The sequence below is a fragment of the Enterobacter sp. MALB-1 genome, assembly GCF_041021625.1.
GTDB lineage: Bacteria > Pseudomonadota > Gammaproteobacteria > Enterobacterales > Enterobacteriaceae > Enterobacter > Enterobacter oligotrophicus.
The window spans coordinates 2,111,438-2,138,159 of sequence record NZ_JBDPJL010000001.1; the positions used below are offsets into that span (position 1 = coordinate 2,111,438).

Sequence of the window (26,722 nt, forward strand, 5' to 3'; positions counted from 1 at the left end):
GGACTCCTTTGAAACATACCTTACTTAATCACTTCAGGCATGATTTTTTTGTGAAATAATGGTGGGTTCCGTGTGAATTTTACCGATTGGTATAATCTGCTTATCAGAGTGCTTTTGTAATAACAGCCAGGGAACCTGTTCGGCAGGCAACGGACGAGAGAATAAAAATCCCTGTAAATAATCACACCCCAGATTCACCAGCATAGCCTGCTGCTCCTCAGTTTCAATACCTTCTGCGACGACACTCATCTCCATTGTCCGGGCAATATTTATTATTGTTTCTACCAATTTTCTGCTTTTTTCATTTTCCAGCATTGAGCATACAAAACTTTTGTCGATTTTAAGTTCTCTGGCAGGAAGGACGCTCAGCATCAGCAGGTTGGAATAACCGGTTCCAAAATCATCTATTGAGACGGTGATCCCAGCCTGGTTGAAGGCATTGAGCAATTCGATGCTTCGATCGAGATTTTTAAGAGCCGTACTTTCAGTCACCTCCAGGATCAGCCGGGATGGTGCCAGATTATATTTTTGCAGCATCGAAGAGACGACCTGGAATATATCCTGTTGCTCGAACTGTACGGGAGACAGGTTGAATGACAGTGTCCACTGGCTGAAACCTTGTTCCGTCCAGAAGTTTAATTGTCGGCATGCAGCCTCAATGGCCCAGTTTCCGACCGAAATGATTAAACCGGTTTGCTCCAGTGAAGGTAAAAACAGACCAGGAAGCAAGACGCCCTGTACGGGATGACGCCAGCGCAGCAGTGCTTCAAACCCATGAATGGTATTCTGTTCAGCAAGATAGGTTGGCTGATACCACAGTTCAAATTGATCGCGCTCAAGTGCCTGAGAAAGCTCCTGTAAAAAGGCTGGCTCAGCAGGCACTGCGGTGGACATTTCAGGGCGATAAACAGCCCAGCCATTACGGCCTTCCAGCTTAACATGATGCATGGCCGCATCTGCTTTAAGTTTGAGCTCATGCAGCGTTTCACCATGAAGGGGGAAGAGGCTAACGCCTGCACTGCATGTGATGTTCAACGCGTGCCCACAAATTGAGAGCGGTCGGCGTAAATCATCCAGCAATCCAGAAAGAAGAATATTCAGCTTTTCGTCATCGTATTCCGGAGCCAGCAGAATAAACGCATCGGCACCCAATCGCGCGAGGGTCATCTCATGGGTTAATCTTGATGTAATGCGCTGTGCAATGTGTATCAACAGTTCATCACCAACGTGGTGACCCCAGGTGTCATTGACGCGTTTAAAATGATCAACATCGAGAAAAATAACCGCAAATTGCTTTTTATTAAGCAACGCACTGTGCAGACAATCCTGCAGGCGAAGATCCATCTGATGACGATTGGCGAGGCCGGTAAGCGCATCGAAGCGCGCCTGCAGTTCAAGCTGTCGGTTGAGTTGATGCAAATTATCGGTTAACCGACTGGTGCGCCAGTGAGAGTCCACCAGCGAAATGATAAGCATGATACCAAGCAGAGATAACGTCGTGACGGAAACCCAGATCGATAATCCCTGCTCGCTGATGCCGCCCGGTAAGGTATGTTCCATTTCGTGGAAATGAGCGGCACTCATGCCGGTATAATGCATTGCGCAAATGGCTGCTCCCATTACAAGAGCCGCCGCGATGCGGTTGATAAACACCCCTTTACGTTTATCCCGCAGGTGGAATGCCAGCCAGAGTGCGACGCCAGAGGCGATAATGGCAATGAGCACTGACAGCATCACCTTTTGCCGATCCCAGATGATGCTGCCTTCAGGCATCAATGCGGCCATGCCCACATAATGCATGGAGACCACGCCAGCGCTGAGGATCAGCGTAGAAAAGATCAGGCGAAAGGGAGAGAGCGATTTGCCGTGGACGGCGATATTAATCGCCAGCGTTGCGGCAAGCACCGCGACACCCAACGAGGCGAGGGTGAGCCAGAGGTGATAACTCAAGATCATCGGCATTTTCATCGACAGCATGCCAATAAAATGCATCGCCCAGATCCCGATTCCCAGCGTTACGCCACCCGTAATTCGCCAGAATGTCGCCGTTTTACGGCTGGATAGCGGGATTTTACCCGCACTGTCTAATGCTACAAATGAGGCGATAAACGCCACCAGATAAGAGATGGCTATTAAAACTGGGTCCCACGATACGTTAAGCATTATGCAATCCCACGCCAATAAAGGTTACGGAGTTTGTCTTCCGGATAGGTCTTGTATCTGTCTGTGACATGCTCGCTCAGGCAATATTAGTAATTGATCGTGAAAAATGACCATTCATATTAAAAATAATCGTTTAACAAAGAGTATAAAATATATCCTCTTTGAAAAATGATTAAGCATCGCTAAACAAAGAAAGGAATTTGCAGCAATACTCCTTAAATATGAGAGAGAGCATATTGTACTACCACAGCAAATGTTATCGCTTCAGGAGGGTATAAACCAGTCCGGCAGCATGGTGGCTTCAACATTTCCTGTAATACCATGCTTTATCTCATCCTAAGCTAAATCATCACAATCTAACTGCAAAGCGAGAAAGCTGCGTGGATCGTGAGGACAAAATTCGTGGTGGGTGCTATAAACGATCATGCCGACTAAAATATAAAGTTGTGGGAATAATCATGCTAAGAAATATGAGTGTCAGAACTTTCATTTTCTATTTTCTTGTATGTGTTTTTTTGATAAACGATGGGGCCATGACGTTATTCGCGGGGAGTATGCCTCTTTTTATTACTGTGAATATCATACAATTCGTTGCATTATTTATGCTTTGGGTCTACATGACAAAATATCTTGTGACGCCGATCAATACTGTGAAAAAAAGTATTGAAGAAGTGACATCGGGTAATCTTGCCGTATCGATCCCTGAGTTTGGCAATAACTGTGCAGGGCGCTTAATTCCTGGAATTAATAGTTTATCAAGTAATATCGCAACGCTGGTGCGTGAAATCCGGGCTTCGTCACAAACCGCTATGACCTTATCTGAGCAACTTTCTTCTCGCAGCGCGCAACTTTCCGTGAAAACAGAGCAGCAGTCTGCTTCGTTGATCCAGACGGCTGCCAGCATGGAACAGATGGCGGCGAGCACGAGAAATAATGCAGATAATACGCGTCTCGCCAGCGAACAGGCGAACGCCGCGACACTGCAGGCGCGTAAAGGGGGCGAGCTGATGGGACAGGTTGCCAACAATATGCAATCCATTACCGAATGCGCCCAGCAAATGACGGAGATTATCACTCTTATTGATGGCATCGCATTCCAGACCAATATTCTGGCCCTGAATGCGGCTGTCGAAGCGGCCAGAGCCGGAGATCACGGTAAAGGGTTTTCAGTGGTGGCGGGGGAAGTCCGGAGCCTTGCGCACCGCAGCGCTGAGGCGGCAAAAAACATTAAGGCGCTGATTGATGTAACCAGTAACAACGTGACACAGGGCGTGACTGTCGTCTCGGAAGCTGAAAAAAACATGCATGAGATAGTGGCAGGATCAAGCAATGTCAGCAGACTGATGGACGATATTTCCGCATCGACGTCAGAGCAGGAAAAAGGGATTTCGCAAATCACGCAGGCGTTATCTGAGCTGGAACGTGTGACCCAGAGCAATGTTGCCATGGCGGAAGAACTTAACGGCTCCTCCGATGTTCTGCGCAATCAGGTGATTGAATTGCAAACCCGGACCCGAAATTTCCGGCTGGATAATGGCTACCAGCCTGGCGATGCCTCGCCGCAGACACACCGGCCACCGCTGTTTTCACCGCGGCCAGGACATTCACATTAACCTGTGTACAATTCCTGAGCTAATTCAGCGTGATGCCCTACATATTTATTGCTTAACCCTGGACGAAAGCTAGACTGACAGCGAAAGCAATAAAAAGGTGGAGGCGTTGTGGAGAGCATTAAAGGGTCTGAAATTAACGTTCCTGACGCGGTTTTTGCGTGGGTATTTGACGGCCGGGGTGGCGCACGGCCGCTGGAAGATAATGATGACATTGACCGTGAACATCCCTGCTGGCTGCATCTGAACTATACGCATCCGGATAGCGCCCAGTGGCTGGCAACGACCCCGCTATTGCCTAACAACATTCGCGATGCGCTGGCGGGTGAAAGCCTGCGGCCAAGAGTCAGCAGAATGGGTGAGGGTACGCTGATTACGCTGCGCTGCATTAACGGCAGCACGGATGAACGCCCGGACCAGTTGGTTGCGATGCGTCTCTATATGGATGAACGCATGATTGTCTCCACACGTCAGCGTAAGGTGCTGGCGCTTGATGACGTGGTGAATGATTTGAAAGAGGGCACCGGCCCGACGGATTGCGGAAGCTGGCTGGTGGATGTCTGTGATGCTCTGACCGATCACGCCAGTGAGTTTATTGAAGAGTTGCACGATAAAATTATTGATCTCGAAGATAATTTGCTCGATCAGCAGATCCCGCCTCGCGGTTTTCTGGCGTTGTTGCGTAAACAGTTAATTGTGATGCGTCGTTATATGACTCCACAGCGGGATGTGTATGCGCGGCTGGCCAGCGAACGCCTGAGCTGGATGAACGATGATCAGCGTCGCAGAATGCAGGATATTGCCGACAGGCTCGGACGTGGCCTTGATGAGATAGATTCCTGTATTGCCAGAACGGCAGTAATGGCGGATGAAATCGCGCAGGTGATGCAGGAGTCGCTGGCCAGAAGAACGTATACGATGTCGCTGATGGCAATGGTATTTTTACCCAGTACATTTTTAACCGGTCTGTTTGGCGTAAATCTGGGGGGAATACCTGGCGGGGAATACCATTATGGTTTCACTGCTTTTTGCGTCATGTTAGTGGTTTTGATTGGGGGTGTTGCGTGGTGGTTGCATCGTAGTAAATGGCTGTAAATTTACGTTTTTTTGACGCGTTCTGTGCATCAAAACATGATTTTAATTGAGCGAAGTCAATAAACATCTACCCCGTAAGGTGCAATATTACTCCCGCAGGTGAATGCAACGTCAAGCGATGGGCGTTGCGCTCCATATTGTCTTACTTCCTTTTTTGAATTACTGCATAGCACAATTGATTCGTACGACGCCGACTAAATAGTCGGCTTTTTTTTGCCTCCGGTTTCTCAGCGTCTACCCTAAAAGAGTCCACACAAAAAACCTGGAGGAGAAGATGAGCCTGCTACTGACGCTGCAATACCTTAACACACGCCAGTCCGACCCGGTGCCAACCGATCCGACACCGGTGCCAGACCCAATCCCCCGTCCGCAGCCGATGCCGGACCCGCCGCCAGATGAAGAGCCGATTAAATTGTCGCATCGTTAGCGGAGATCTGCGAGGATACGCGCCATCTGACTGCGTTAATGACCACGAGAGTATATTGTGACCGCTTTTTCTACCCTGAACGTTCTGCCCGCCGCCCAGCTCGATAACCTTAATGAGCTGGGTTACCTCACCATGACACCTGTCCAGGCGGCAGCGCTGCCCGCTATTCTTGAAGGCCGTGATGTGCGCGTGCAGGCAAAAACCGGCAGTGGGAAAACGGCCGCATTTGGTCTTGGTTTGTTGCAGCATATTGATGCCACACTGTTTCAGACGCAGTCTCTGATCCTGTGTCCGACGCGCGAACTGGCCGATCAGGTTGCGGGCGAATTGCGTCGACTGGCGCGTTTTCTGCCAAACACGAAAATTTTAACTCTGTGTGGTGGGCAACCGTTTGGCGCGCAGCGCGACTCTTTGCAGCATGCACCGCACATTATCGTGGCAACGCCTGGCCGTTTGCTTGATCACCTGCAAAAAGGCACGGTTTCACTCGATGCTCTGCAAACGCTGGTGATGGACGAAGCCGACCGCATGCTCGATATGGGCTTTAGCGACGCCATTGATGAGGTTATCCGCTTCGCTCCGGCTAATCGCCAGACGCTGCTGTTCTCTGCAACCTGGCCTGAAGCGATTGCGGCTATCAGCGGTCGCGTTCAGCGCAATCCGCTGACGATTGAAATTGACACCGTAGACGCGTTGCCCGCTATTGAACAACAGTTTTTTGAAACGTCGCAGCAGGGCAAAATCCCGTTGCTGCAAAAGTTATTAAGCCAGCACCAGCCCGCTTCCTGTGTGGTGTTCTGCAATACTAAAAAAGATTGTCAGTCCGTGTGCGATGCCCTTAACGCTGCCGGACAGAGTGCGTTATCCCTTCATGGCGACCTGGAACAGCGCGATCGCGATCAGACGCTGGTGCGTTTTGCCAACGGTAGTGCGCGGGTGCTGGTGGCGACCGATGTCGCCGCGCGTGGTCTGGACATCAAATCGCTGGAGCTTGTGGTTAATTTCGAGCTGGCCTGGGACCCGGAAGTACACGTCCACCGTATTGGGCGTACCGCACGCGCCGGCAACAGCGGCCTCGCGATCAGCTTCTGTGCGCCGGAAGAGGCGCAGCGTGCCAATATTCTCTCTGAGATGCTGCAACTCAAGCTGAACTGGGTGAATGCACCCGGCAATGTCAGCATCGTTCCGCTGGACGCTGAGATGGTCACGCTCTGTATCGACGGTGGTAAAAAAGCCAAAATGCGTCCGGGCGATGTACTGGGGGCGTTGACCGGGGATATTGGTCTGGATGGAGCCGATATCGGAAAAATTGCGGTTCACCCTTCACATGTCTATGTGGCGGTCCGCCAGTCGGTTGCGCATAAAGCCTGGAAGCAACTGCAGAATGGTAAAATTAAAGGGAAGACCTGCCGGGTTCGGCTTCTGAAGTAGGCATAAAAACGCGTCTCAGAAACAGGTTCTGAGACGCTAAAATTTACTTCACTTCGACGACATTCAGACGCAGCTCATCGAATTGTGCGTCTTCTTCTTCCGGCTGCCAGCCTGCTGGCTGCATTGGGATCTCTTCACGGTCAAATGCCAGATCGCCGCCATTCACCACTTCAGAATCGTGGTTGATGCCTTTAAAGTCGAACAGCTCAACATCCGCCAGATGTGAAGGTACAACGTTCTGCATCGCACTGAACATTGTTTCGATCCGGCCCGGATAGCGTTTATCCCAGTCACGCAGCATGTCGCCGATCACCTGACGTTGCAGGTTTGGCTGTGAGCCACACAGGTTACATGGGATGATCGGGAATGCTTTGGCCTGAGAAAAACGCTCAATGTCTTTTTCGCGGCAGTAGGCCAGTGGGCGGATGACGATATGTTTGCCATCGTCGCTCATGAGCTTCGGTGGCATTCCCTTCATTTTTCCGCCGTAGAACATATTCAGAAACAGCGTTTGCAGGATGTCGTCACGGTGGTGACCGAGTGCAATTTTGGTTGCACCCAGTTCAGTTGCGGTACGATACAGAATGCCACGGCGCAGGCGAGAGCAGAGTGAGCAGGTGGTTTTCCCCTCCGGGATCTTCTCTTTCACGATACCGTAGGTATTCTCTTCTACGATTTTGTACTCGACGCCCAGCTTTTCCAGGTACTCCGGCAGAATATGCTCAGGGAAACCCGGTTGTTTCTGGTCGAGGTTGACCGCCACCAGAGAAAAGTTCACCGGTGCGCTTTGCTGAAGGTTGCGCAGGATCTCCAGCATGGTATAGCTGTCTTTACCACCTGACAGGCAAACCATGATGCGATCGCCTTCTTCAATCATATTAAAATCTGCAATGGCTTCACCCACGTTACGGCGAAGTCGCTTTTGCAGTTTATTCAGGTTGTATTGTTCTTTCTTGTTAATCTCTTGATTTTGCGACATTTATAATTTACTCAAATCTCAAATGGGGCACCGGCAGGGCAAGAATGACCATCAAGGCACCAACTTCGCATTATGGTACGGATTGCGGCGGCGAATACCAGCACGTTTTACAGTACTCCTGCTAATCTTTTTAGGGGTATGAGGGAGCATTAACATGAAGAATAAAGACGAACAAACAGGATTAGTGGGGCTGGCGATTGGTGCTGCGGTCATCGGGCTGGTCTCTGCACAGAAGCACATCAGTCGTGAAAGTATTGTTGCTGAACTGGTCAGACTCGGGAGGCAGAAAGGCGATGGCATCGAGGATGAGGTTTTTGTTAAAGCGGCTGAACTGGTGAGAAAAGGGGTATGAACGATGGCAGAAAAACGTAATGCGCAATGTCATTGTGGGGCGGTGACGTTCACCGTGGAGCTGACGGACGGTTTTAATACCGCGCGTCGCTGTAGCTGTTCTTATTGTCGGATGCGCGGAGCCATTGCGGTCTCTGCACCGTTGTCGGGGATCATCGTCACGAAAGGCGAAGATAAACTCACCGAGTATCGTTTTAACACGGGTACTGCGCGGCACTTTTTCTGCTCGGTCTGCGGTATTTATACATTTCATCAGAGACGTTCCAACCCAAATCAGTATGGTGTCAACGTCGCGTGTTTCGAAAATGTCTCACCCTTCGATTTTGCTGACGTGGTGGTGATGGATGGCGTTAACCACCCCATGGACGGGGACAGTGGCGTGTTGGGCTATCTTTCATTTCGTAAAGAAAAGGGGGGTTAACGGATGACGTCACCGCACCCTGATCTCCTTAAACTTGCCCTTCACGACACCATCATAGAAGCGGCCTTTTGAGACGACACTCAAAAAATCAGAAAATATGCGGGCCGGAACGCGCTGATACTGCAACGTGGTACGGTCGCGAAAGCGAACCTCAAGCGTGGCGCTTTGTTCATCATAGGCGATGGAGGTAATACGTGAAGATTTGACAGGATGATGAACCATGGCGATGCCCCTTACCGCTTGTGACAGAAGGTAATCATCTTACAGGAGGGTTCAATTGTGCAAGTTGAAAGTATTATGACGTGTGCGGTGTAAAGTATAAAAAGAGTTAGCCCGCAAAAATATGCGGGCTATGCAAATCAGAACTGATAAACCAGACCTAACGCTACAATATCATCAGTACCGATGCCATTGTTTTTGTAGAACTGGTCGTCTTCGTCCAGCAGGTTGATTTTATAATCAACATAGGTGGACATGTTTTTGTTGAAATAGTAAGTTGCGCCAACGTCAGCATATTTAACCAGATCCTGATCGTCCTGGCCTTTGCCCAGGTCTTTACCTTTTGACTGCAGGTAAGAAATCGCCGGACGCAGACCGAAATCGAACTGGTATTGCGCGGTAACTTCAAAGTTCTGGGTTTTGTTTGCAACGGCATTCTCATTATTACCGTATGGCGTCATATTGCGGGTTTCTGAATACATTGCTGCCAGATAAATATTATTGGCGTCGTATTTCAGACCAGCAGTCCAGGCATCCGCTTTGTCGCCGCCTGCGGTAGTGTTGGTGACCTGGTCATTGGTACGGTCAGAAGAGGCATACGCGGCACCCGCGCTGAAGCCCATACCGAAATCGTAGGTGGTAGAGATACCGAAGCCGTCACCGTTCTCGTGGCGAGTGTCACGACTGTTGTTCGTCCCTTCCTGGTTGTTGTTCGCCTCTTCGTTATTACCCTGGTACTGCAGCGCAAAGTTCAGACCCTGCACCAGACCATAGAAATCAGTATTGCGGTAGGTTGCCACGCCGTTTGCACGGTTGGTCATAAAGTTATCGGCTTTGCTGTAGGAGTCGCCACCGAACTCAGGCAGCATATCGGTCCAGCCTTCAACGTCGTACAGTACGCCGTAGTTACGACCGTAATCAAATGAACCGTAGTCGCCTACTTTCACCCCGGCAAACGCCAGACGCGTCCAGGACTGGTTTTCAGAGCCTTCGGTGTTGTTGGCCTGAATGTTGTATTCCCACTGTGCGTAACCGGTCATCATGTCATTGATCTGGGTTTCACCTTTGAAGCCCAGACGCATATAAGTCTGATCGCCATCGGCACCTTTATCATCAGAGAAGTAGTGCAGACCATCTACTTTTCCGTACAGATCCAGTTTGTTGCCATCCTTGTTATAAATTTCAGCTGCATGTGCTGCGCCAGCCATTAACAGAGCGGGGATAACCATTGCCAGTACTTTTCTTTGCATTTGTTTATTCCTTTGCAATTGTTTTTATTTATTAACTACGTGAACTTTCCAGTGTGGAAAGATGTCCCATGCTAAATCACTCTCGCTAAAGAGTAATAAAATATAATTGTTACGAATTAAGTAAAATCTAAACCGGATTATACGCAGGAAATGATGATTGATAGGGTGAATGTTTTATTGAGAATTATATGAAATAAAAATTATTAATTCCGCGCCAAAACAGGTAACCTTTGCGCTGTTATATGCCTTTAAGATTTCTTCATCCATAATTCGCGTGAATATGATTTACTTTGTTAATTGATATTCATTGATAATCTGGATTAGCCCGATGTGAATACATCGGGCTTTTTTTTATGGCAAAAATGCCCGGATAAGCCGGGCAGTGGATATCATTCGCTGGTCGATTTTTCCGCTTTACCGGCCAGCTGCGCCAGAAAGTCATAACGCTTTTGCAGGTCGGCTGCCGCATCTTTCCACAACTGTTCTGCCACCTCAGGCTGCTGAGCGTTGAGACGACGGAAGCGTTGCTCCTGCATCAACGTCTCGGCAAGCGCATCTGACGGCGGACGTGAATCCAGCGCAAGCGGCAATTTTCCTTCATCCGCACGACGTGGATCGAACCGGTAGAGAGGCCAGAAGCCGGTGGCGGTCAACTGACGCATCTGATCGTGGCTGAGGGCCAGGTCATAGCCGTGCTCCTCGCAAGGGCTGTAGGCGATGATCAGCGACGGGCCAGGATACGCCTCTGCTTCCTGAATCGCTTTCACCGTCTGGTTGAGCTGTGCCCCCAGTGAAATCTGAGCGACATACACGTGTCCATACATCATCATGCTGACACCGAGATCTTTACGTGCCTTGCGTTTACCGTGTTCACCAAATTTGGTGACAGCACCTAAAGGTGTCGCTTTCGATGCCTGGCCGCCCGTATTGGAATAACACTGCGTATCCAGCACCAGAATATTGACGTTTTCGGTCAGGCTCAGCACGTGATCCAGCCCGCCGAAACCAATATCGTAGGCCCAGCCATCACCCCCAATCAGCCAGATGGATTTCTCGACCAGCGCGTCGGCGTCTCTCAGCAGCTGTTCTGCACCGTCAACGCCCTGAAGGGCATTGCGCAGTTCAGCCACTTGCTCACGGCGAACATCCGGTGTTGCCTCTGCATGCAGCGCGTCATTCAGTTCAGCCGGGATCTTATCGACAAACTGTTCAAGAAGGCGCATCACGCGCGCGCGATGCTGATCGACGGTCAGGCGGAAGCCCAGACCAAACTCGGCATTATCTTCAAACAGCGAATTAGCCCACGCCGGACCGCGCCCGTTGGCGTCCGTCGTATAAGGGGTTGAAGGGAGGTTACCGCCATAAATAGACGAACAACCGGTCGCGTTCGCAATCAGCATACGGTCGCCGTAAAGCTGCGTCAGCAGTTTAATATACGGCGTTTCGCCACAGCCGGAGCAGGCACCAGAGTATTCAAACAGCGGCGTAATCAACTGTGATGTACGAATATCAATACGCTCCAGCTTGCTGCGGTCGATTTCCGGCAGGTTCAGGAAGAAGTCATAATTCACTTTCTCTTCTTCGACATGCTCCAGACGCGACATCATATTGATGGCTTTGATTTCCGGGTTCTGACGATCCTTCGCCGGGCAGACTTCAACACACAGATTACAGCCGGTACAGTCCTCTGGCGCGACCTGCAGAACATATTTCTGGCCGCGCATATCGCGGGATTTCACATCCAGTGAGTGCAGGCTGGCCGGTGCCGCTTCCATCTCTTCCGGCGAAACCACTTTGGCACGAATAGCCGAGTGAGGACAGGCCGCCACGCAGTGGTTGCACTGGGTACACAGCTCTTCTTTCCAGATGGGGATCGCTTCGGCGATGTTGCGTTTTTCCCAACGGGTCGTGCCCATTGGCCAGGTGCCGTCCGGCGGCAGCGCAGAGACGGGCAGGGCGTCACCCAGTCCGGCGAGCATGGCTGCCGTAACAGTTTTAACGAAATCAGGTGCCGCATCAGAAACAACAGGAGGACGGTTCGGGCTGGTGGCGTTAACCGGCTGCAGCGGAACGTTGAACAGCGATTCGCGAGCCAGCGCCAGCGCCTGCCAGTTACGCTCGACCAACTCCTGGCCTTTGCTGCTGTAGCTTTTTGCAATGGCACCTTGCAATTCCATTTGCGCGCTGTCGCCCGGCAGAATATTGGTCAGATGGAAGAAAGCCATCTGCATAACGGTATTGATACGCGCCGCCAGGCCACATTCACGGGCAATCTTCGCGGCATTGATCACAAAGAACCGTGCTTGTTTCTGGTTCAGCACCGCCTGTACTTCCTGCGGTAGCCGCGCCCACACTTCATCTGCACTGTATGGTGTGTTTAGCAGGAAAATACCACCAGGCTTCAGGCGCTCTGCCATCTGGTATTTATCGATAAACTGCAGCTGGTGACAGCCAACGAAATCCGCCTGTGAAATAAGATAGGCTGAGCGGATAGGCTGCTCGCTGACGCGCAGATGGGAAACGGTCAGTCCGCCTGCTTTTTTGGAGTCGTAGACGAAGTAACCCTGCGCATACCACGGCGTTGAGTTCCCGATGATCTTGATATTGTTCTTGGTTGCCGAGACGCTGCCGTCGCTGCCTAAACCATAGAAGAGCGCTTCTAGTTTTGCGTTCGATGGCAGGGTATTTTCCGGCAGGGCCAGGGAAAGATGGGTGACGTCATCATAAATGCCGACCGTAAAACGCGGCTTCGGTTTTGCTGCACTCAGCTCGTTAAATACGGCCAGCACGCAGTCCGGGCCAAATTCTTTAGAGGACAAACCATAGCGCCCGCCAATGACACGCGGCAGCGTTTCGCGCTCGCCGTTATTGAACGCTTCCGCCAGGGCGGTCATCACGTCCAGATAGAGCGGCTCGGCGTGAGCGCCGGGCTCTTTGGTACGATCGAGTACCGCCACGGTGCGCGCGCTTTCCGGCAGGGCAGAGAGTAAGTGCTTTGCGGAGAAGGGGCGGTAGAGACGGACTTTAAGCACGCCTACTTTTTCCCCGCGCGTCAGAAGTGCATCCACGACTTCCTCACAGGTGCCGATCGCGGAGCCCATCAGCACGATGACGCGCTCCGCCTGCGGATGACCGTAATATTCAAACGGCTTATATTCCCGGCCCGTCGCCGCCGCAAAATCGTTCATCGCCTGTTCGACGTGGTCATAAACCGCGTTATACCACGGGTTTGTCGCCTCGCGGGACTGGAAGTAGGTGTCAGGGTTAGCAGAGGTCCCGCGGATCACCGGGTGCTCCGGATTCAGCGCACGGGCACGATGGGCATCGATGTCCGCCTGGGGCAGCAAATTCAGAAGGGTGTCGTCTGCCAGCGGAACGATTTTATTGATCTCGTGAGAGGTGCGGAAACCATCAAAGAAATGAATAAACGGTACGCGACTCTTAAGGGTTGCGATGTGCGAAATCAGCGCGAAGTCTTGTGCTTCCTGTACGCTGCTGGCGCAGAGCATGGCGCAACCGGTCTGGCGCACGGCCATCACGTCGGAATGATCGCCAAAAATGGAGAGAGCGTGCGTGGCTACGGTACGGGCAGCAACGTGCAAAACAAAGGGCGTTAACTGACCTGCCAGTTTGTAGAGCGTCGGGATCATCAACAGTAATCCCTGAGAAGAGGTAAACGACGTTGATAATGCGCCAGTCTGCAGCGCGCCATGCACAGCGGCGATCGCCCCGGCCTCCGACTGCATTTCAACGACGCGGGGGACATCGCCCCAGACGTTTTTAAGCCCGTTCCCGGCCCAGGCATCCGCCTGTTCAGCCATCGTGGAACTTGGCGTGATCGGGTAGATGGCGATAACTTCGCTGGTTCGAAACGCGACAGACGCGACCGCACCATTACCGTCAATAGTTTGCATAGGACAACACCCTTACATTGCGCAAAAAAGAGGGACCCGTGAAACGGCGACGAGCCCTGATAATTATTCCCTTATTATAGGACGCGCCCCTATTCCATTGAAGTTATAAGGCTTTCGAGTGCACAAATTGATCCAGGGGGCAGAGCCTCAGGCAAGTTTTGGTTGATGATATCCACCTGATTTTTACCCATTTCTCCGATCCACTTGCTGTAGACCTCATAAATCATTTTCGCGGTTGCATGGCCCATCTGACCTGCAATAAACGATGGGTTCGCCCCGGCAGTGAGCGATCAGTAAACCGCGCACAGGCATGCTGGCGGTTCAAAAAGGTTGATGACGTGCTGGAGCGATTTATAGCATCAATGGAGCAGGCGCGAAAAGAAGGACATTGAGGGGAGCAGGCAATGAACCGGGCGCACGCAATTCTGTGGCCAGCGCCAGCGATATTTCAGCATTTTTTACCCCACAATTTATTGACGGGTAACGTAATAATTCTGTTCCTTATTACTTACTTAATGGAACTAAGAATGAGTTGGAATAAAGACCTTGCTGTTTCGTATCTCCGTTCACACGCTCTGGGGCACTCTCATAGTGAATGTGCTAAGTTTACCCGCCTGGCCATTCTGGCTGGCGGGGTTAAGGTACCGAACACAGATTACGCAAAAGATTATGGGGCGGAATTATTACGTGCTGGATTCAGTGAACTGCCGCCTGGTTCAACTTTAATTTCTGGCGATGTGGCTGTGATACAGCCTTACCCCGGTGGAAATGGCATAGGTCACATGACCATGTATGACGGCACGCAGTGGATTTCTGACTTTGTTCAAAAAAGCATGTATCCGGGTCCTGGATACCGCAAAATGCAACCATCCTTTAAAATTTACAGGATGCATTAATGAAAAGGATATTTTTATCAGTCGTTATGTTGCTGGTGGGATGTCGTTCGGCTGTCAATCAAGATCAGAGTGCGCAAGACGCTACCGAATCATTTTATAAATCCTATCTTTCCGCATTCAGCAGCGATGAAGCCAGGCCTTACCCTGCCGACGAACTGCGTAAATATGTTTCTGCTGATACTATTGCTCGCATTAGTGCCATTCAGGAAATCTATGAACAAGAGTTAATAGGGTCTGATTATTTTACGTATACCCAGGATTACTCTCGCGAATGGATACCTGCGTTACGAGTGGAAAACGCAAGACCATTTTTAAACGGTGAAGTAGTCCAGGTCATTGAGGGGGCAGGTGACGGTAGAAGCATACATCTTGAAGTATTTCTTCGTTGTGAAGATGGTGCATGGAAGATATACAGGGTTCGTGATGTAACCAATCACTACGAGCACCCTATATTCAATGCCGGAGCAATCGCCCAGGCAAAAGCCGCAGCAGAAAGCGGGCTGTAAACAGTCAACACTCATTAAGCCCTGGAAACCTCCGGGGCTTTTATTGATCTCAATCAGGCGTATGCTGCGCGAGCGGTTTTGCTCCAGGCACCATTCTCCGGAACTGAACGGCGCGGGCTGTAAAGTATGTGTCCGGCTACGATCCATTCATCGTTAATCCACTTCGTGACCTGCTGCGGGTTAACTTCAATGTTCGCTTTTGTCTCCTGGGTATTCTCGCCATCAATGAGTAGATCAAACTTTGAGTGGAAAAATTGCGAGAAATTGTTTCCGGAGCGCATAAATACGCACTTCCGCTCTCGACGACACGGGAGGTGATGCCTATTATGCATAGGTTTCGTATTCATTAGGGGGGTTAAAGCATGCGTTCAGCGTTTTGGGTAGGATGTGCCGCGTTATTGTTATCGGCCTGCAGCAATGAACCTGTTCAGCAGGCGACTGCTGCGCACGTTACGCCAGGTATGAAAGCGGCGATGTCCAGTTCAGGACAGGCCAACTGCGCGATGATTGGTGGTTCCCTGTCTGTCGCCCGTCAACTTGACGGCTCTGCCATCGGAATGTGCGCCTTACCCAATGGCAAACGGTGCAATGAGCAGTCGCTTGCCGTGGGTTCATGCGGTAGCTACTGATTACTTGACGCGCTTAAACATCAGCGTTTTCTCTGCTGTTGCCAGCGTTAACTGGTCTTCCGTCAGGTCGACCTGCGCGCCTTTGCGCAGCATGTCGCCGATGGTCTGATCCAGTTCGTTCAACTGTGGATCAGTACATAATTTTCGGGTCATCGTCAGCGTTTTGACCTTCAGCTCGCCTTCGGACAATTTCCCCTGTCCGTTAAAGCGGTTGCACATCATGCCTGAGACGGCGATGTTGTTAACCAGGCTAATATCGGGCTGAGCGCTAAACGAATCTCAGGCTGCGTTGTCACGGCCTTAACGGCTTTGCCGTCGACATTTTCCAGAACAAAGCGATGATTCTGTAACTGGTCAGGCTGAACAGAGGCCTTACCCGGATTGACGCAGCCAGTCAGTGCAAGGCTAATGAGACATAACGCAACATACTTTTTCATTTTTCTTCTCTAACTATCAATACTGTGAATCTATTTTCAGTGTAACGATACGCTCCGGTGAGTTAATGGGGTTTATCCGAAAGTGCGAGAAGAGACCGGGCTGCAGCGCTGCGCCCGGTACGCACGTTTAGTGAGATTTAAAGCCTGCCGCCGTCATTAGCATTCGGAAGAACATGCTCACGCAGGCCAGCGCCAGTACGCTCCCACCCCAGATGATGGCCAGCCACATCAGTCGTTTCCAGACAGGTTGTTGCATCAGTGATAACCCTCCCCATGCTGTACTTTTCCGCGAAATACGTAGTAGCTCCAGAAGGTGTAGACCAGAATCACGGGAATGATCAACAGCGCGCCCACCAGCATAAAGCCCTGGCTTTGTGCTGGTGCAGCCGCCTGCCAGAGGGTGATCGACGGCGGAATAATATGCGGCCAGATGCTGATCCCAAGCCCGCTGAAGCCAAGGAAAATCAACCCTAACGTGAGAAGGAAAGGCCGGTTATGGCTGTCGGCGCTGTTCAGGCAGCGCCACTGAAAGACGCTAAAAATGACGACGAACAGCGGGACGGGCAACAGGAAAAACAGATTTGGTAGCGTAAACCAGCGCGCGGCAATGGCTGCATGGGTCATCGGTGTCCAGGCGCTAATCACCGCGATGATGGCCAGCAGAACAATGAGCAGGCGTTTCGATACCTGACGCATACGCTGCTGCAGCGCGTTTTCGCTTTTCATCACCAGCCACGTCGCGCCTAATAGCGCATACGCTACGACAAGGCCGACGCCGCAAAAGAGATTAAACGGGGTAAACCAGTCAAATGGCTCACCACTATAATGGCGGCCAGTGACGGCGAATCCGTTAATCACTGCACCAACCGTTATGCCCTGAGTGAAGGTTGCCAGAATTGAACCGCCAGTAAAGGCCTTATCCCAGAATGGGCGATGAGCCGGGGTCGCTTTAAAACGAAATTCAAAGGCGACTCCGCGGAAAATAAGCCCGATCAGCATTAATGTCAGTGGGATGGTGAGCGCATCAATAATAACCGCATACGCCAGTGGAAAGGCACCGAACAGTGCCGCTCCGCCCAGCACCAGCCAGGTTTCGTTACCGTCCCAGACAGGCGCGACGCTGTTCACCATCACATCACGGTCGTCGGGGTTTTGCGTGGCCGGGAACAGAATGCCAATCCCCAGATCAAAACCATCCATCACGATATACATCAGCGTGGCGAAGACGATAATGACGAACCAGATAAGGGAAAGATCGATGCCCATTATGGCTGCTCCTTGTATTCAGTGGTGACGGCGGAAAGCGGGCGCGCCGGGCGGCCATCGGACTCCGTAGCGAAGGTTTCATGCGGCTGAGGACCTTTCCTGATGAGCCGCACCATATAGCTGTATCCCACACCGAATACCGAGGTGTAGACCACGAAGAAGGCCAGTAAACTCACGCTCATATGCAGATCGCCATGCGCGGAAACCGCGTCTTTTGTGCGCTGTAATCCATAAACCACCCACGGCTGGCGGCCCACTTCGGTTGTGATCCATCCGGCCAGAATGGCAATCAGCCCGGACGGCCCCATCACCAGGGCGAACCACAGGAAGGGGCGTGAGGAATACACCCGTTTTCTGTAGCGCAGCCAGACGCCCACTACGCCCAGCAACAGCATCAACATCCCTGAACCGGCCATAATGCGAAACGACCAGAAGACGATAGTGGCGTTAGGCCGATCTTCTTTCGGAAACGCTTTGAGTGCCGGAACCTGTTTTTCAAGGCTGTGGGTCAGGATCAGGCTACCCAGTGCGGGGATCTTCAGCCCAAAACGGGTACGCTCTTGTTCCATATCCGGCCAGCCAAACAGCAGCAGCGGCGTCGGTTCACCAGGTGGATTTTCCCAGTGACCTTCAATGGCGGCGATTTTTGCTGGCTGGTGTTTTAAGGTATTTAGCCCGTGCATGTCCCCGACCAGCGCCTGAATAGGGGCCACGATCAGGGTCATCCAGAGTGCCATGGAGAACATGGCACGAATGGCGGGTGTGTTGTTGCCACGCAGCAGGTGCCAGGCCGCCGATGCGCCGACAAACAACGCGCTGCTCAGGAATGCCGCGATCGACATATGCAGCAGACGATAGGGGAAGGAGGGATTAAACACCACGGCAAACCAGTCTACCGGGACAACCTGTCCGTTAACGATTTCATATCCCTGGGGAGTCTGCATCCAGCTGTTTGAAGAAAGTATCCAGAACGTTGAAATGATCGTCCCCAGCGCTACCATGCAGGTGGCAAAGAAGTGCAGCCCAGGCCCAACTTTATTCCAGCCAAACAGCATCACGCCGAGGAACCCTGCTTCAAGAAAAAAGGCGGTCAGCACTTCATAGGTGAGGAGCGGGCCAGTAATACTACCCGCGAACTGGGAAAATCCACTCCAGTTGGTTCCAAACTGGTACGCCATTACCAGCCCGGACACTACGCCCATACCAAAATTAACGGCAAAGATCTTCGACCAGAAGTGATACAGCGAGCGCCAGACCGGATTTTTGGTTTTCAGCCACAACCCTTCCAGCACGGCGAGATAGCTCGCCAGCCCGATGGTGATCGCCGGGAAAATAATGTGAAAGGAGACGGTAAATGCGAACTGTATTCTCGCAAGATGAAAAGCATCTAAACCAAACATGCAAAACTCCGCAGTGTTAATAAGTCGATGCAATTCTAAGCCGCGCCAGCGCTGGGTTGCAGAAACAGACCTGTGTTATTTACCTATAACAGTTTGCTCCTGCATGACCTTTCACAAATGGCTTTCAATAACCACTAATGCTCTGCCTATAGATGAATAAAAAAATTATTTTTATGAATTTTACGCATTAAACCGCTTGCTTTGTCGTCATCGAAGTGCGTTAATGGTTTTCTGGTTTTGAGTCCAAATAAATATCTGACGTAGGTTTATAAAGCAGTTCTCATCACGTTGTGCCTCTCCGCAGCCTCTCTTGGGTCTTTTTCTACACTCCGATTAGTTTTTGTTTCAAACCACTGTCGCCTGAAAGGCCCATTAGCACTTACGTTTTTTACGTTTACAGGAGAATCTTATGACTTCTTATATCCATTTCCGCTGCCCATGCTGTCATGGCTCGCAGTACCGTACCTCAGCTTTTGATGTGTCTGAGAAAAACCCTTACGGCGCGAAATGCATCTTTTGCAAATCGCCGATGGTAACGCTCGATCATTTAGCGGCCGCGCGTTTTGCACAGAGCAACGTCAGCGTGTTCCGTAAGTAATTAACAGCCAACCATAACAGTTAGCAAAATCTTCTCTTTTTCTCCTGCTGATATACACTGTCGGCCATAAGGAGAATCTGATGAAAAAATACCAGCGTCTGGCGCAACAAATTATCTCGCAGATTGAGCTTGGCGTATGGCTGCCCGGCGATAAACTGCCTTCGCTGCGGGAGCAGGTGGCGAGCAGCGGCATGAGTTTTATGACCGTGGGCCATGCGTATCAGATGCTGGAAAGCCAGGGGCGCATTGTCGCCAGGCCGCAGTCGGGCTACTACGTTGCCTCGCGCCCGACCGCACAACAGCCTGCACCCCCGGCTCAGGTGATGCGCGACGAAGTAGTAGATATCAACACCTATATCTTCGATGTGCTACAGGCCAGCCGCGATCCTTCCGTTGTGCCCTTTGCCTCTGCGTTTCCCGATCCCCGGCTTTTCCCGCTTCAGCAGCTTAACCGCTCGCTGGCAAATGTCAGTAAAACCGCCACCGCAATGAGCGTGATTGAAAACCTGCCGCCGGGTAACGTCGACTTACGCCACGCCATTGCCCGTCGCTATGCGCAGCAGGGGATGAATATCTCACCGGAGGAGATCGTCATCACCGCAGGCGCGCTTGAAGCGCTGAACCTCAGTTTGCAGGCGGTCACCGAACCAGGCGACTGGGTTATCGTTGAAAACCCCTGTTTCTACGGCGCGCTACAGGCGCTTGAACGCCTGAAACTGAAAGCCTTGTCGGTAGCGACGGATGTGCGGGAAGGCATTGACCTCAACGCGCTTGAGCAGGCGCTGAATGATTACCCGGTAAAAGCCTGCTGGCTAATGACTAACAGCCAAAACCCGCTTGGATTCACGCTCAGTGCAGAAAAAAAGGCACATGTAGTCGCTCTGCTGACAAAACACAACGTCACGCTGATTGAGGATGATGTCTACAGCGAGCTTTACTTTGGTCGTGAAAAACCGCTTCCGGCGAAAGCCTGGGATGAACAGGACATGACGTTGCACTGCTCCTCCTTTTCGAAATGCCTTGTCGCCGGTTTTCGCATCGGATGGGTAGCCGCCGGTAAACATGCGCGACGCATTCAGCAACTGCAACTGATGAGCACGTTATCGACCAGTTCCCCGATGCAGCTGGCGCTGGTGGATTATCTGGCGACCAAACGTTACGACGCTCATCTTCGCCGCCTGCGGCGTACCCTCGCCGAGCGCAAACAACAGGCCTGGCAGGCGCTGCTGCGCCACATGCCTGCAGATGTCAAAATTCATCATAATGACAGCGGCTACTTTTTATGGCTGGAACTGCCCGCGCGGCTGGATGCCGGGCTGTTAAGCGAGAAAGCCCTGAATCACCATATCAGCATTGCGCCTGGCAAGATGTTTTCTACCTCGGATGCCTGGACGCCATTCTTTCGTTTTAATACCTCATGGGCATGGGGCGAGCGGGAAGAGCAGGCCGTTATTCAACTGGGGAAATTAATTAACGAAATGCTGGAAGCATGATTTTCAATAATCTCGCCTTATCACAATAACGGTACGGCGAATCATTTGCGGTAGCGCATCATAGGAAATCTGCATACTGCCTCTCAACGCTAACTCCTTGTCTATAATCCAGTTAACGGGGAATGCGCCCTCGGTCACACCTTGATGAAATTTCCTTAAGCCGCACGGTGCGGCGCATTTGCGCGGTCTACGTTTAGTAAGGGAGATATTTTTACGGCACGGCTGCCGCTAAATTTCATTGCGACAGGAGTAAATCTAATGAGCAAAAAATTTGCCCGCAGCAGCCTGTGCGCGCTCGGCATGACGATCATGACAGCGCAAGCCGCCGAGCCACCAAAGGCTATCGGCGACGGGGAAGGACGACTGGATATTATTGCCTGGCCGGGTTACATCGAGCGTGGTCAAACCGATAAAAATTATGACTGGGTCACGCAGTTTGAAAAAGAGACCGGCTGCGCGGTCAACGTCAAAACCGCCGCCACCTCGGATGAGATGGTCAGCCTGATGGCGAAAGGGGGCTATGACCTGGTCACTGCGTCTGGTGATGCCTCGCTGCGCCTGATCATGGGTAAACGCGTACAGCCGATTAACCCAGACCTGATCCCGAACTGGAAAACTATCGATCCGCGCATCGTCAAAGGCGAGTGGTTTAACGTCGGTGGAAAGGTGTACGGCACGCCGTATCAGTGGGGGCCGAACCTGCTGATGTATAACACCAAAACTTTCCCGACGCCGCCTGACAGCTGGAAAGTGGTTTTCGTTAAACAAGACCTGCCGGACGGGAAAACCAACCAGGGCCGCGTTCAGGCCTATGATGGCCCGATTTATATCGCCGATGCCGCATTGTTCGTTAAAGCCACCCAGCCACAGCTTGGCATCACCGATCCCTATCAGTTGACGGAAAAACAGTATGCCGCCGTGCTTAAGGTCCTTCGCGACCAGCATGCCTTAATCCACCGCTACTGGCATGACACTACCGTCCAGATGAGCGATTTTAAAAACGAAGGTGTCGTCGCATCCAGCGCATGGCCGTATCAGGCCAATGCCCTGAAAGCGGACAACCAGCCTGTTGCGACCGTGTTCCCGAAAGAGGGCGTCACCGGCTGGGCGGACACCACCATGCTGCATTCGGACGCTAAACATCCGATGTGCGCCTATAAATGGATGAACTGGTCGCTAACGCCAAAAGTGCAGGGCGACCTGGCGGCATGGTTTGGCTCGCTCCCGGTGATTGCAGAAGGGTGCAAAGCCAGCACGCTTTTAGGCGATAAAGGCTGTGAAACAAACGGTTATAACTACTTTGACAAAATCATGTTCTGGAAAACGCCAATCGCCGAGGGGGGCAAGTATGTCCCTTACAGCCGCTGGACGCAGGATTACATCGCCATCATGGGCGGCCGTTAATCGCCGGGAGCAGAACATGACGTACGCGGTTGAGTTTAATGACGTATCCCGTCTGTACGGTGACGTGCGGGCGGTAGACGGCGTCACCATTGGTATTCGTGACGGGGAATTTTTCTCCATGCTGGGGCCTTCTGGCTCCGGCAAAACCACCTGCCTGCGCCTGATCGCCGGTTTTGAACAGCTCAGCGGCGGCGCGATAAAAATCTTCGGTAAAGAGGCCAGTGAACTCCCTCCGTGGGAACGCGATGTCAACACCGTGTTTCAGGATTACGCGCTGTTTCCGCATATGTCGATTCTCGATAACGTCGCATACGGCCTGATGGTGAAAGGCATCGACAAGAAAAAACGTCATGCTCAGGCACGCGAGGCGCTGGAAAAGGTCGGGCTGAGTTTTGCGGTTTCCCGTAAGCCGTCACAGCTCTCCGGCGGGCAGCGCCAGCGCGTGGCAATTGCGCGTGCGCTGGTCAACGAGCCCCGCGTGTTACTGCTGGATGAACCTCTGGGCGCGCTCGATCTGAAGCTGCGCGAGCAGATGCAGTTCGAGCTGAAAAAACTTCAGCAGGAGCTGGGGATCACGTTTATTTTCGTCACGCACGATCAGGGCGAAGCCCTGTCGATGTCAGACCGGGTGGCGGTGTTTAACAACGGCCGTATTGAGCAGGTTGATTCTCCGCGCGAGCTTTATATGCGCCCGCGCACCCCGTTTGTGGCGAGTTTTGTCGGTACGTCTAACGTGTTTGAGGCGGACGTAGCCCGTCACGTGTGCGGGATGGAGGGCATCTATTCGCTGCGCCCGGAACATATCCGCCTCAACGAAAGCGGAGAAGTGCAGGTTCAGGGTGTGGTTCAGGCCGTTCAGTATCAGGGGGCGGCGACGCGTTTTGAACTCCGGCTGGCAGATGGCGCAAAACTGCTGGTGAGCCAGGCCAACCTGAGTGGCGCAACGATACCGGCGGGTATAGAGCCAGGACAGCAGGTGTTGGCCTCCTGGTCACGCGAGGCCATGGTGCCGCTGCACGAGGAGAGGTGAAATGGAGATGAGCGTTTCACACACTCCCGCGCCGCACGGCAGGCTAAGCCGGATCGCTGCGCTGTTCTGGCGCAAACCGTCGCTCGGGCTGTTCCTGCTCCTGCTTGCGCCGCTGATGTGGTTTGGCATTGTCTATTTAGGATCGCTGCTCACGCTGTTGTGGCAGGGGTTCTATACCTTCGACGACTTCACCATGTCGGTCACGCCTGAGCTGACGTTTGCGAACATTCAGGCACTTTTTAATCCGGCCAACTATGACATTATCCTTCGCACGCTGGTCATGGCTATCGCCGTGACTGTCGCCAGCGCAATCCTTGCTTTTCCGATGGCCTGGTATATGGCGCGTTACACCCGCGGCAAATGGAAAGCGTTTTTTTATATCGCGGTGATGCTGCCCATGTGGGCGAGCTATATCGTCAAAGCCTATGCATGGACATTATTACTGGCGAAAGACGGTGTGGCGCAGTGGTTCCTGAACCATATGGGGCTGGAGCCGATCCTGACGTCACTGCTTACGGTTCCGGCAATAGGTGGCAACACGTTGTCTACCTCCGGCCTGGGGCGTTTTCTGGTGTTTGTCTATATCTGGCTGCCGTTTATGATCCTGCCTGTCCAGGCGGCGCTGGAGCGGTTGCCTGCCTCGTTGTTGCAGGCATCAGCCGATCTCGGCGCGCGTCCGCGTCAGACCTTCCGCTACGTGGTGCTTCCGCTGGCCATTCCTGGCATTGCGGCGGGATCGATATTTACGTTCTCGCTGACGCTGGGAGACTTTATCGTTCCGCAACTGGTGGGGCCGCCGGGGTATTTCATTGGCAACATGGTTTACTCCCAGCAGGGTGCTATCGGCAATATGCCAATGGCGGCGGCGTTCACGCTGGTGCCAATTGTGCTTATCTCCCTCTATCTGGCGTTCGTGAAACGTCTGGGAGCATTCGATGCACTCTGAACGCGCACCGTTGTTCCTGAAAGTGGCTGCCTGGGGCGGGGTTATCTTCCTGCATTTTCCACTGCTGATTATCGCAACCTATGCCTTTAACACAGAAGATGCCGCCTTTAGCTTCCCGCCGCAGGGGCTGACGCTGAAGTGGTTTAGCGTGGCGGCCGCGCGTGGAGATATCATCGATTCCGTGACGTTGTCACTTAAGATTGCGGCATTGTCTACTACGATTGCGCTGGTACTTGGCACACTTGCTGCAGCCGCACTGTGGCGCAGTGAGTTTTTTGGCAAAAACGCCATTTCGCTGTTGTTGCTGTTGCCGATCGCCTTGCCTGGCATTATCACCGGGCTGGCGCTGCTGACAGCATTCAAAACCATCAACCTTGAACCCGGCTTTTTCACTATCGTGGTCGGGCACGCCACCTTCTGTGTGGTCGTGGTGTTTAACAATGTGATCGCCCGGTTCCGGCGTACCTCATGGAGCCTGGTCGAGGCGTCGATGGATTTAGGTGCAGATGGCTGGCAAACCTTCCGCTATGTGGTGCTGCCGAATCTTGGCTCGGCGCTGCTGGCGGGGGGCATGCTGGCGTTTGCGCTGTCATTTGACGAAATAATCGTCACGACATTTACGGCGGGACACGAACGCACGTTACCGCTGTGGTTGCTTAACCAGCTTGGACGCCCGCGCGACGTACCGGTCACCAATGTGGTGGCTCTGCTGGTGATGCTGGTCACCACTATCCCCATTCTGGGAGCCTGGTGGCTAACCCGCGACGGCGAAAATATCGCTGGCAGCGGAAAATAACATCGATTTCAACAGGACAATGCTATGCAAAATCTACTGCTGATCAATGGTGAACTCATTCCCGGCGACGGGGAAAAACAGCCGGTCTATAACCCTGCCACCGGAGAAGTATTGCTGGAGATCGCTGAGGCGTCTGCGGCTCAGGTCGATGCCGCGGTGCTGGCAGCCGACCGCGCTTTTGTCGAATGGGGGCAAACAACGCCAAAAAGCCGTTCAGAGTGTTTGCTGAAGCTGGCCGATGTCATTGAAGCGCATGCTGATGAGTTTGCTCGTCTGGAATCCCTTAACTGCGGTAAACCGCTGCACTGTGCGCTGGGGGATGAAATTCCGGCTGTGGTGGATGTGTTTCGCTTCTTTGCCGGCGCGGCGCGCTGCCTGAACGGGCTGGCAGCCGGAGAGTACCTTGAGGGGCATACGTCTATGATCCGCCGCGATCCGGTAGGCGTTGTGGCGTCAATCGCCCCGTGGAACTATCCGCTGATGATGGCTGCGTGGAAGCTGGCACCCGCCCTGGCAGCCGGAAACTGTGTGGTGATCAAACCCTCTGAAATCACACCGCTGACGGCGTTAAAACTGGCTGAACTGGCGAAAGATATCTTCCCGCCAGGCGTGCTGAACGTCCTGTTTGGACGCGGTAAGACCGTGGGCGACCCGCTGACCGGGCACGAGAAAGTGCGGATGGTCTCGCTCACCGGTTCAATTGCCACCGGGGAGCGTATTATCAGCCACACGGCCTCCTCCGTGAAACGCACGCATATGGAACTGGGGGGCAAAGCGCCGGTCATTGTCTTTGATGATGCGGATCTGGATGCCGTGGTGGAAGGCGTGCGTACTTTTGGCTTCTACAATGCCGGGCAGGATTGTACGGCAGCCTGCCGCATCTATGCCCAGAAAGGCATTTACGCTGCGCTGGTGGAAAAACTGGGGGCTGCCGTTGCCTCCTTGAAGATGGGCGCGCCGGAAGAGGCATCAACTGAGCTTGGGCCGCTCAGCTCCGCTGCACACTTATCTCGCGTCAGTCACGCGGTTGAAGAGGCGAAAGCGCTAAGCCATATCCGTGTGGTGACAGGCGGCAGCAAGCAGGAGGGGGCGGGCTATTATTTCCAGCCAACGCTGCTTGCCGGGGCAAAACAGGAAGATGCGATTGTGCAACGCGAAGTGTTTGGTCCGGTAGTCAGCATTACGGAATTTGACGACGAAGCGCAGGTCCTCGCCTGGGCGAATGATTCGCAGTATGGCCTTGCTTCGTCCGTATGGACAAAAGATGTGGGCCGTGCTCATCGGCTCAGCGCCCGGCTGCAGTACGGCTGCACCTGGGTTAATACCCATTTTATGCTGGTCAGTGAAATGCCGCATGGCGGGATGAAGCTGTCAGGTTACGGCAAAGATATGTCGGTGTACGGGCTTGAGGATTATACGGTCGTGCGCCATGTGATGATTAAGCACTAAGTGAAATTGCCC

The 26,722-nt window shown here is 52.5% G+C and carries 24 protein-coding genes and 2 pseudogenes; 16 read left to right on the top strand and 10 right to left on the bottom strand.

What is annotated here, in order from left to right; genetic code table 11:
• Positions 1 to 33 precede the first annotated feature (33 nt).
• Positions 34 to 2,163 carry a bifunctional diguanylate cyclase/phosphodiesterase gene (locus ABGB15_RS10080; protein ID WP_215722143.1) on the bottom strand — a complete coding sequence of 710 codons (2,130 nt, stop codon included), beginning with the start codon at positions 2,161 to 2,163 and terminating at the stop codon, positions 34 to 36.
• Between the two features lie 458 nt (positions 2,164 to 2,621).
• Here ABGB15_RS10080 and ABGB15_RS10085 point away from each other — a divergent pair, with 458 nt between their 5' ends.
• The 4 genes from ABGB15_RS10085 to dbpA all read left to right on the top strand — a co-directional run bounded on the left by ABGB15_RS10085 (position 2,622) and on the right by dbpA (position 6,726).
• Positions 2,622 to 3,776, top strand: a complete 1,155-nt coding sequence (locus ABGB15_RS10085) for a methyl-accepting chemotaxis protein (RefSeq protein ID WP_215722142.1) — start codon at positions 2,622 to 2,624, stop codon at positions 3,774 to 3,776.
• Positions 3,777 to 3,884: 108 nt separating this feature from the next.
• Positions 3,885 to 4,868, top strand: a complete 984-nt coding sequence (gene zntB, locus ABGB15_RS10090; RefSeq protein ID WP_152081221.1) for a zinc transporter ZntB — start codon at positions 3,885 to 3,887, stop codon at positions 4,866 to 4,868.
• Positions 4,869 to 5,142: 274 nt separating this feature from the next.
• Positions 5,143 to 5,295 carry a hypothetical protein gene (locus ABGB15_RS10095; protein ID WP_167515520.1) on the top strand — a complete coding sequence of 51 codons (153 nt, stop codon included), beginning with the start codon at positions 5,143 to 5,145 and terminating at the stop codon, positions 5,293 to 5,295.
• A 57-nt stretch (positions 5,296 to 5,352) separates the two neighbouring features.
• The gene (dbpA, locus tag ABGB15_RS10100; RefSeq protein ID WP_215722141.1) at positions 5,353 to 6,726 is read left to right on the top strand and encodes an ATP-dependent RNA helicase DbpA; all 1,374 of its coding nucleotides are present in this window, start codon (positions 5,353 to 5,355) and stop codon (positions 6,724 to 6,726) included.
• A gap of 43 nt (positions 6,727 to 6,769) precedes the next feature.
• On the opposite strand, the gene ttcA is transcribed toward dbpA, so the two are convergent.
• Positions 6,770 to 7,705, bottom strand: coding sequence for a tRNA 2-thiocytidine(32) synthetase TtcA (gene ttcA, locus ABGB15_RS10105; protein WP_215722140.1), 936 nt, complete (start codon positions 7,703 to 7,705; stop codon positions 6,770 to 6,772).
• A 154-nt stretch (positions 7,706 to 7,859) separates the two neighbouring features.
• Between ttcA and ABGB15_RS10110 the strand changes: the two genes are divergently transcribed.
• Positions 7,860 to 8,057 carry a hypothetical protein gene (locus ABGB15_RS10110; RefSeq protein ID WP_152081218.1) on the top strand — a complete coding sequence of 66 codons (198 nt, stop codon included), beginning with the start codon at positions 7,860 to 7,862 and terminating at the stop codon, positions 8,055 to 8,057.
• 3 nt (positions 8,058 to 8,060) lie between these two features.
• The gene (locus ABGB15_RS10115) at positions 8,061 to 8,477 is read left to right on the top strand and encodes a GFA family protein (protein WP_215722139.1); all 417 of its coding nucleotides are present in this window, start codon (positions 8,061 to 8,063) and stop codon (positions 8,475 to 8,477) included.
• 9 nt (positions 8,478 to 8,486) lie between these two features.
• On the opposite strand, the gene ABGB15_RS10120 is transcribed toward ABGB15_RS10115, so the two are convergent.
• From ABGB15_RS10120 to ABGB15_RS10135, 4 genes and pseudogenes are all read right to left on the bottom strand, one after another.
• The gene (locus ABGB15_RS10120; RefSeq protein WP_215722138.1) at positions 8,487 to 8,699 is read right to left on the bottom strand and encodes a KTSC domain-containing protein; all 213 of its coding nucleotides are present in this window, start codon (positions 8,697 to 8,699) and stop codon (positions 8,487 to 8,489) included.
• 137 nt (positions 8,700 to 8,836) lie between these two features.
• Positions 8,837 to 9,946 (bottom strand): porin OmpC, encoded by a 1,110-nt coding sequence (ompC, locus tag ABGB15_RS10125; protein ID WP_215722137.1) that lies wholly within the window; start codon positions 9,944 to 9,946, stop codon positions 8,837 to 8,839.
• A gap of 389 nt (positions 9,947 to 10,335) precedes the next feature.
• The gene (nifJ, locus tag ABGB15_RS10130; protein ID WP_215722136.1) at positions 10,336 to 13,860 is read right to left on the bottom strand and encodes a pyruvate:ferredoxin (flavodoxin) oxidoreductase; all 3,525 of its coding nucleotides are present in this window, start codon (positions 13,858 to 13,860) and stop codon (positions 10,336 to 10,338) included.
• 89 nt (positions 13,861 to 13,949) lie between these two features.
• Positions 13,950 to 14,147 (bottom strand): annotated as a pseudogene (locus ABGB15_RS10135) (hypothetical protein); the annotation flags it as partial.
• A gap of 240 nt (positions 14,148 to 14,387) precedes the next feature.
• On the opposite strand from ABGB15_RS10135, the gene ABGB15_RS10140 reads away from it, so the two are divergent.
• The 3 genes from ABGB15_RS10140 (at position 14,388) to ABGB15_RS10150 (ending at position 15,891) form a co-directional block, all read left to right on the top strand.
• Entirely contained in the window at positions 14,388 to 14,756 is a 369-nt protein-coding gene (locus ABGB15_RS10140; protein WP_215722135.1) for a hypothetical protein, read from the top strand.
• Positions 14,756 to 15,262, top strand: coding sequence for a YbjP/YqhG family protein (locus ABGB15_RS10145; protein ID WP_215722134.1), 507 nt, complete (start codon positions 14,756 to 14,758; stop codon positions 15,260 to 15,262). Before ABGB15_RS10140 ends, ABGB15_RS10145 begins: the two co-directional genes overlap by 1 nt.
• A gap of 362 nt (positions 15,263 to 15,624) precedes the next feature.
• The gene (locus ABGB15_RS10150; protein ID WP_215722133.1) at positions 15,625 to 15,891 is read left to right on the top strand and encodes a DUF333 domain-containing protein; all 267 of its coding nucleotides are present in this window, start codon (positions 15,625 to 15,627) and stop codon (positions 15,889 to 15,891) included.
• Here the strand turns inward: ABGB15_RS10150 and hslJ are convergent.
• From hslJ to ABGB15_RS10170, 4 genes and pseudogenes are all read right to left on the bottom strand, one after another.
• Positions 15,892 to 16,328: pseudogene (gene hslJ, locus ABGB15_RS10155) on the bottom strand (heat shock protein HslJ).
• A gap of 127 nt (positions 16,329 to 16,455) precedes the next feature.
• Positions 16,456 to 16,584 (bottom strand): DUF2474 domain-containing protein, encoded by a 129-nt coding sequence (locus tag ABGB15_RS10160; RefSeq protein ID WP_152081209.1) that lies wholly within the window; start codon positions 16,582 to 16,584, stop codon positions 16,456 to 16,458.
• Complete coding sequence (gene cydB / locus ABGB15_RS10165; RefSeq protein ID WP_215722132.1) at positions 16,584 to 17,594, bottom strand: cytochrome d ubiquinol oxidase subunit II; 1,011 nt, start codon at positions 17,592 to 17,594, stop codon at positions 16,584 to 16,586. The genes ABGB15_RS10160 and cydB overlap by 1 nt, the downstream gene beginning before the upstream one ends.
• Positions 17,594 to 18,994 (bottom strand): cytochrome ubiquinol oxidase subunit I, encoded by a 1,401-nt coding sequence (locus ABGB15_RS10170; RefSeq protein ID WP_215722131.1) that lies wholly within the window; start codon positions 18,992 to 18,994, stop codon positions 17,594 to 17,596. The genes cydB and ABGB15_RS10170 overlap by 1 nt, the downstream gene beginning before the upstream one ends.
• Positions 18,995 to 19,403: 409 nt before the next feature.
• On the opposite strand from ABGB15_RS10170, the gene ABGB15_RS10175 reads away from it, so the two are divergent.
• The 7 genes from ABGB15_RS10175 (at position 19,404) to patD (ending at position 26,710) form a co-directional block, all read left to right on the top strand.
• Positions 19,404 to 19,592, top strand: a complete 189-nt coding sequence (locus tag ABGB15_RS10175; RefSeq protein WP_152081206.1) for a cold-shock protein — start codon at positions 19,404 to 19,406, stop codon at positions 19,590 to 19,592.
• A gap of 80 nt (positions 19,593 to 19,672) precedes the next feature.
• A complete protein-coding gene (locus ABGB15_RS10180) occupies positions 19,673 to 21,085 on the top strand; it encodes a PLP-dependent aminotransferase family protein (RefSeq protein ID WP_152081205.1) in 1,413 nt (470 codons plus the stop codon).
• A 258-nt stretch (positions 21,086 to 21,343) separates the two neighbouring features.
• Complete coding sequence (gene ydcS, locus ABGB15_RS10185; protein WP_215722130.1) at positions 21,344 to 22,489, top strand: putative ABC transporter substrate-binding protein YdcS; 1,146 nt, start codon at positions 21,344 to 21,346, stop codon at positions 22,487 to 22,489.
• Positions 22,490 to 22,505: 16 nt separating this feature from the next.
• Positions 22,506 to 23,519 carry an ABC transporter ATP-binding protein gene (locus tag ABGB15_RS10190; RefSeq protein ID WP_215722129.1) on the top strand — a complete coding sequence of 338 codons (1,014 nt, stop codon included), beginning with the start codon at positions 22,506 to 22,508 and terminating at the stop codon, positions 23,517 to 23,519.
• A 1-nt stretch (position 23,520) separates the two neighbouring features.
• The gene (locus tag ABGB15_RS10195; RefSeq protein WP_215722128.1) at positions 23,521 to 24,465 is read left to right on the top strand and encodes an ABC transporter permease; all 945 of its coding nucleotides are present in this window, start codon (positions 23,521 to 23,523) and stop codon (positions 24,463 to 24,465) included.
• A complete protein-coding gene (locus tag ABGB15_RS10200; protein WP_215722127.1) occupies positions 24,455 to 25,261 on the top strand; it encodes an ABC transporter permease in 807 nt (268 codons plus the stop codon). Before ABGB15_RS10195 ends, ABGB15_RS10200 begins: the two co-directional genes overlap by 11 nt.
• 24 nt (positions 25,262 to 25,285) lie before the next feature.
• Entirely contained in the window at positions 25,286 to 26,710 is a 1,425-nt protein-coding gene (gene patD, locus ABGB15_RS10205) for an aminobutyraldehyde dehydrogenase (protein WP_215722126.1), read from the top strand.
• Positions 26,711 to 26,722 lie beyond the last annotated feature (12 nt).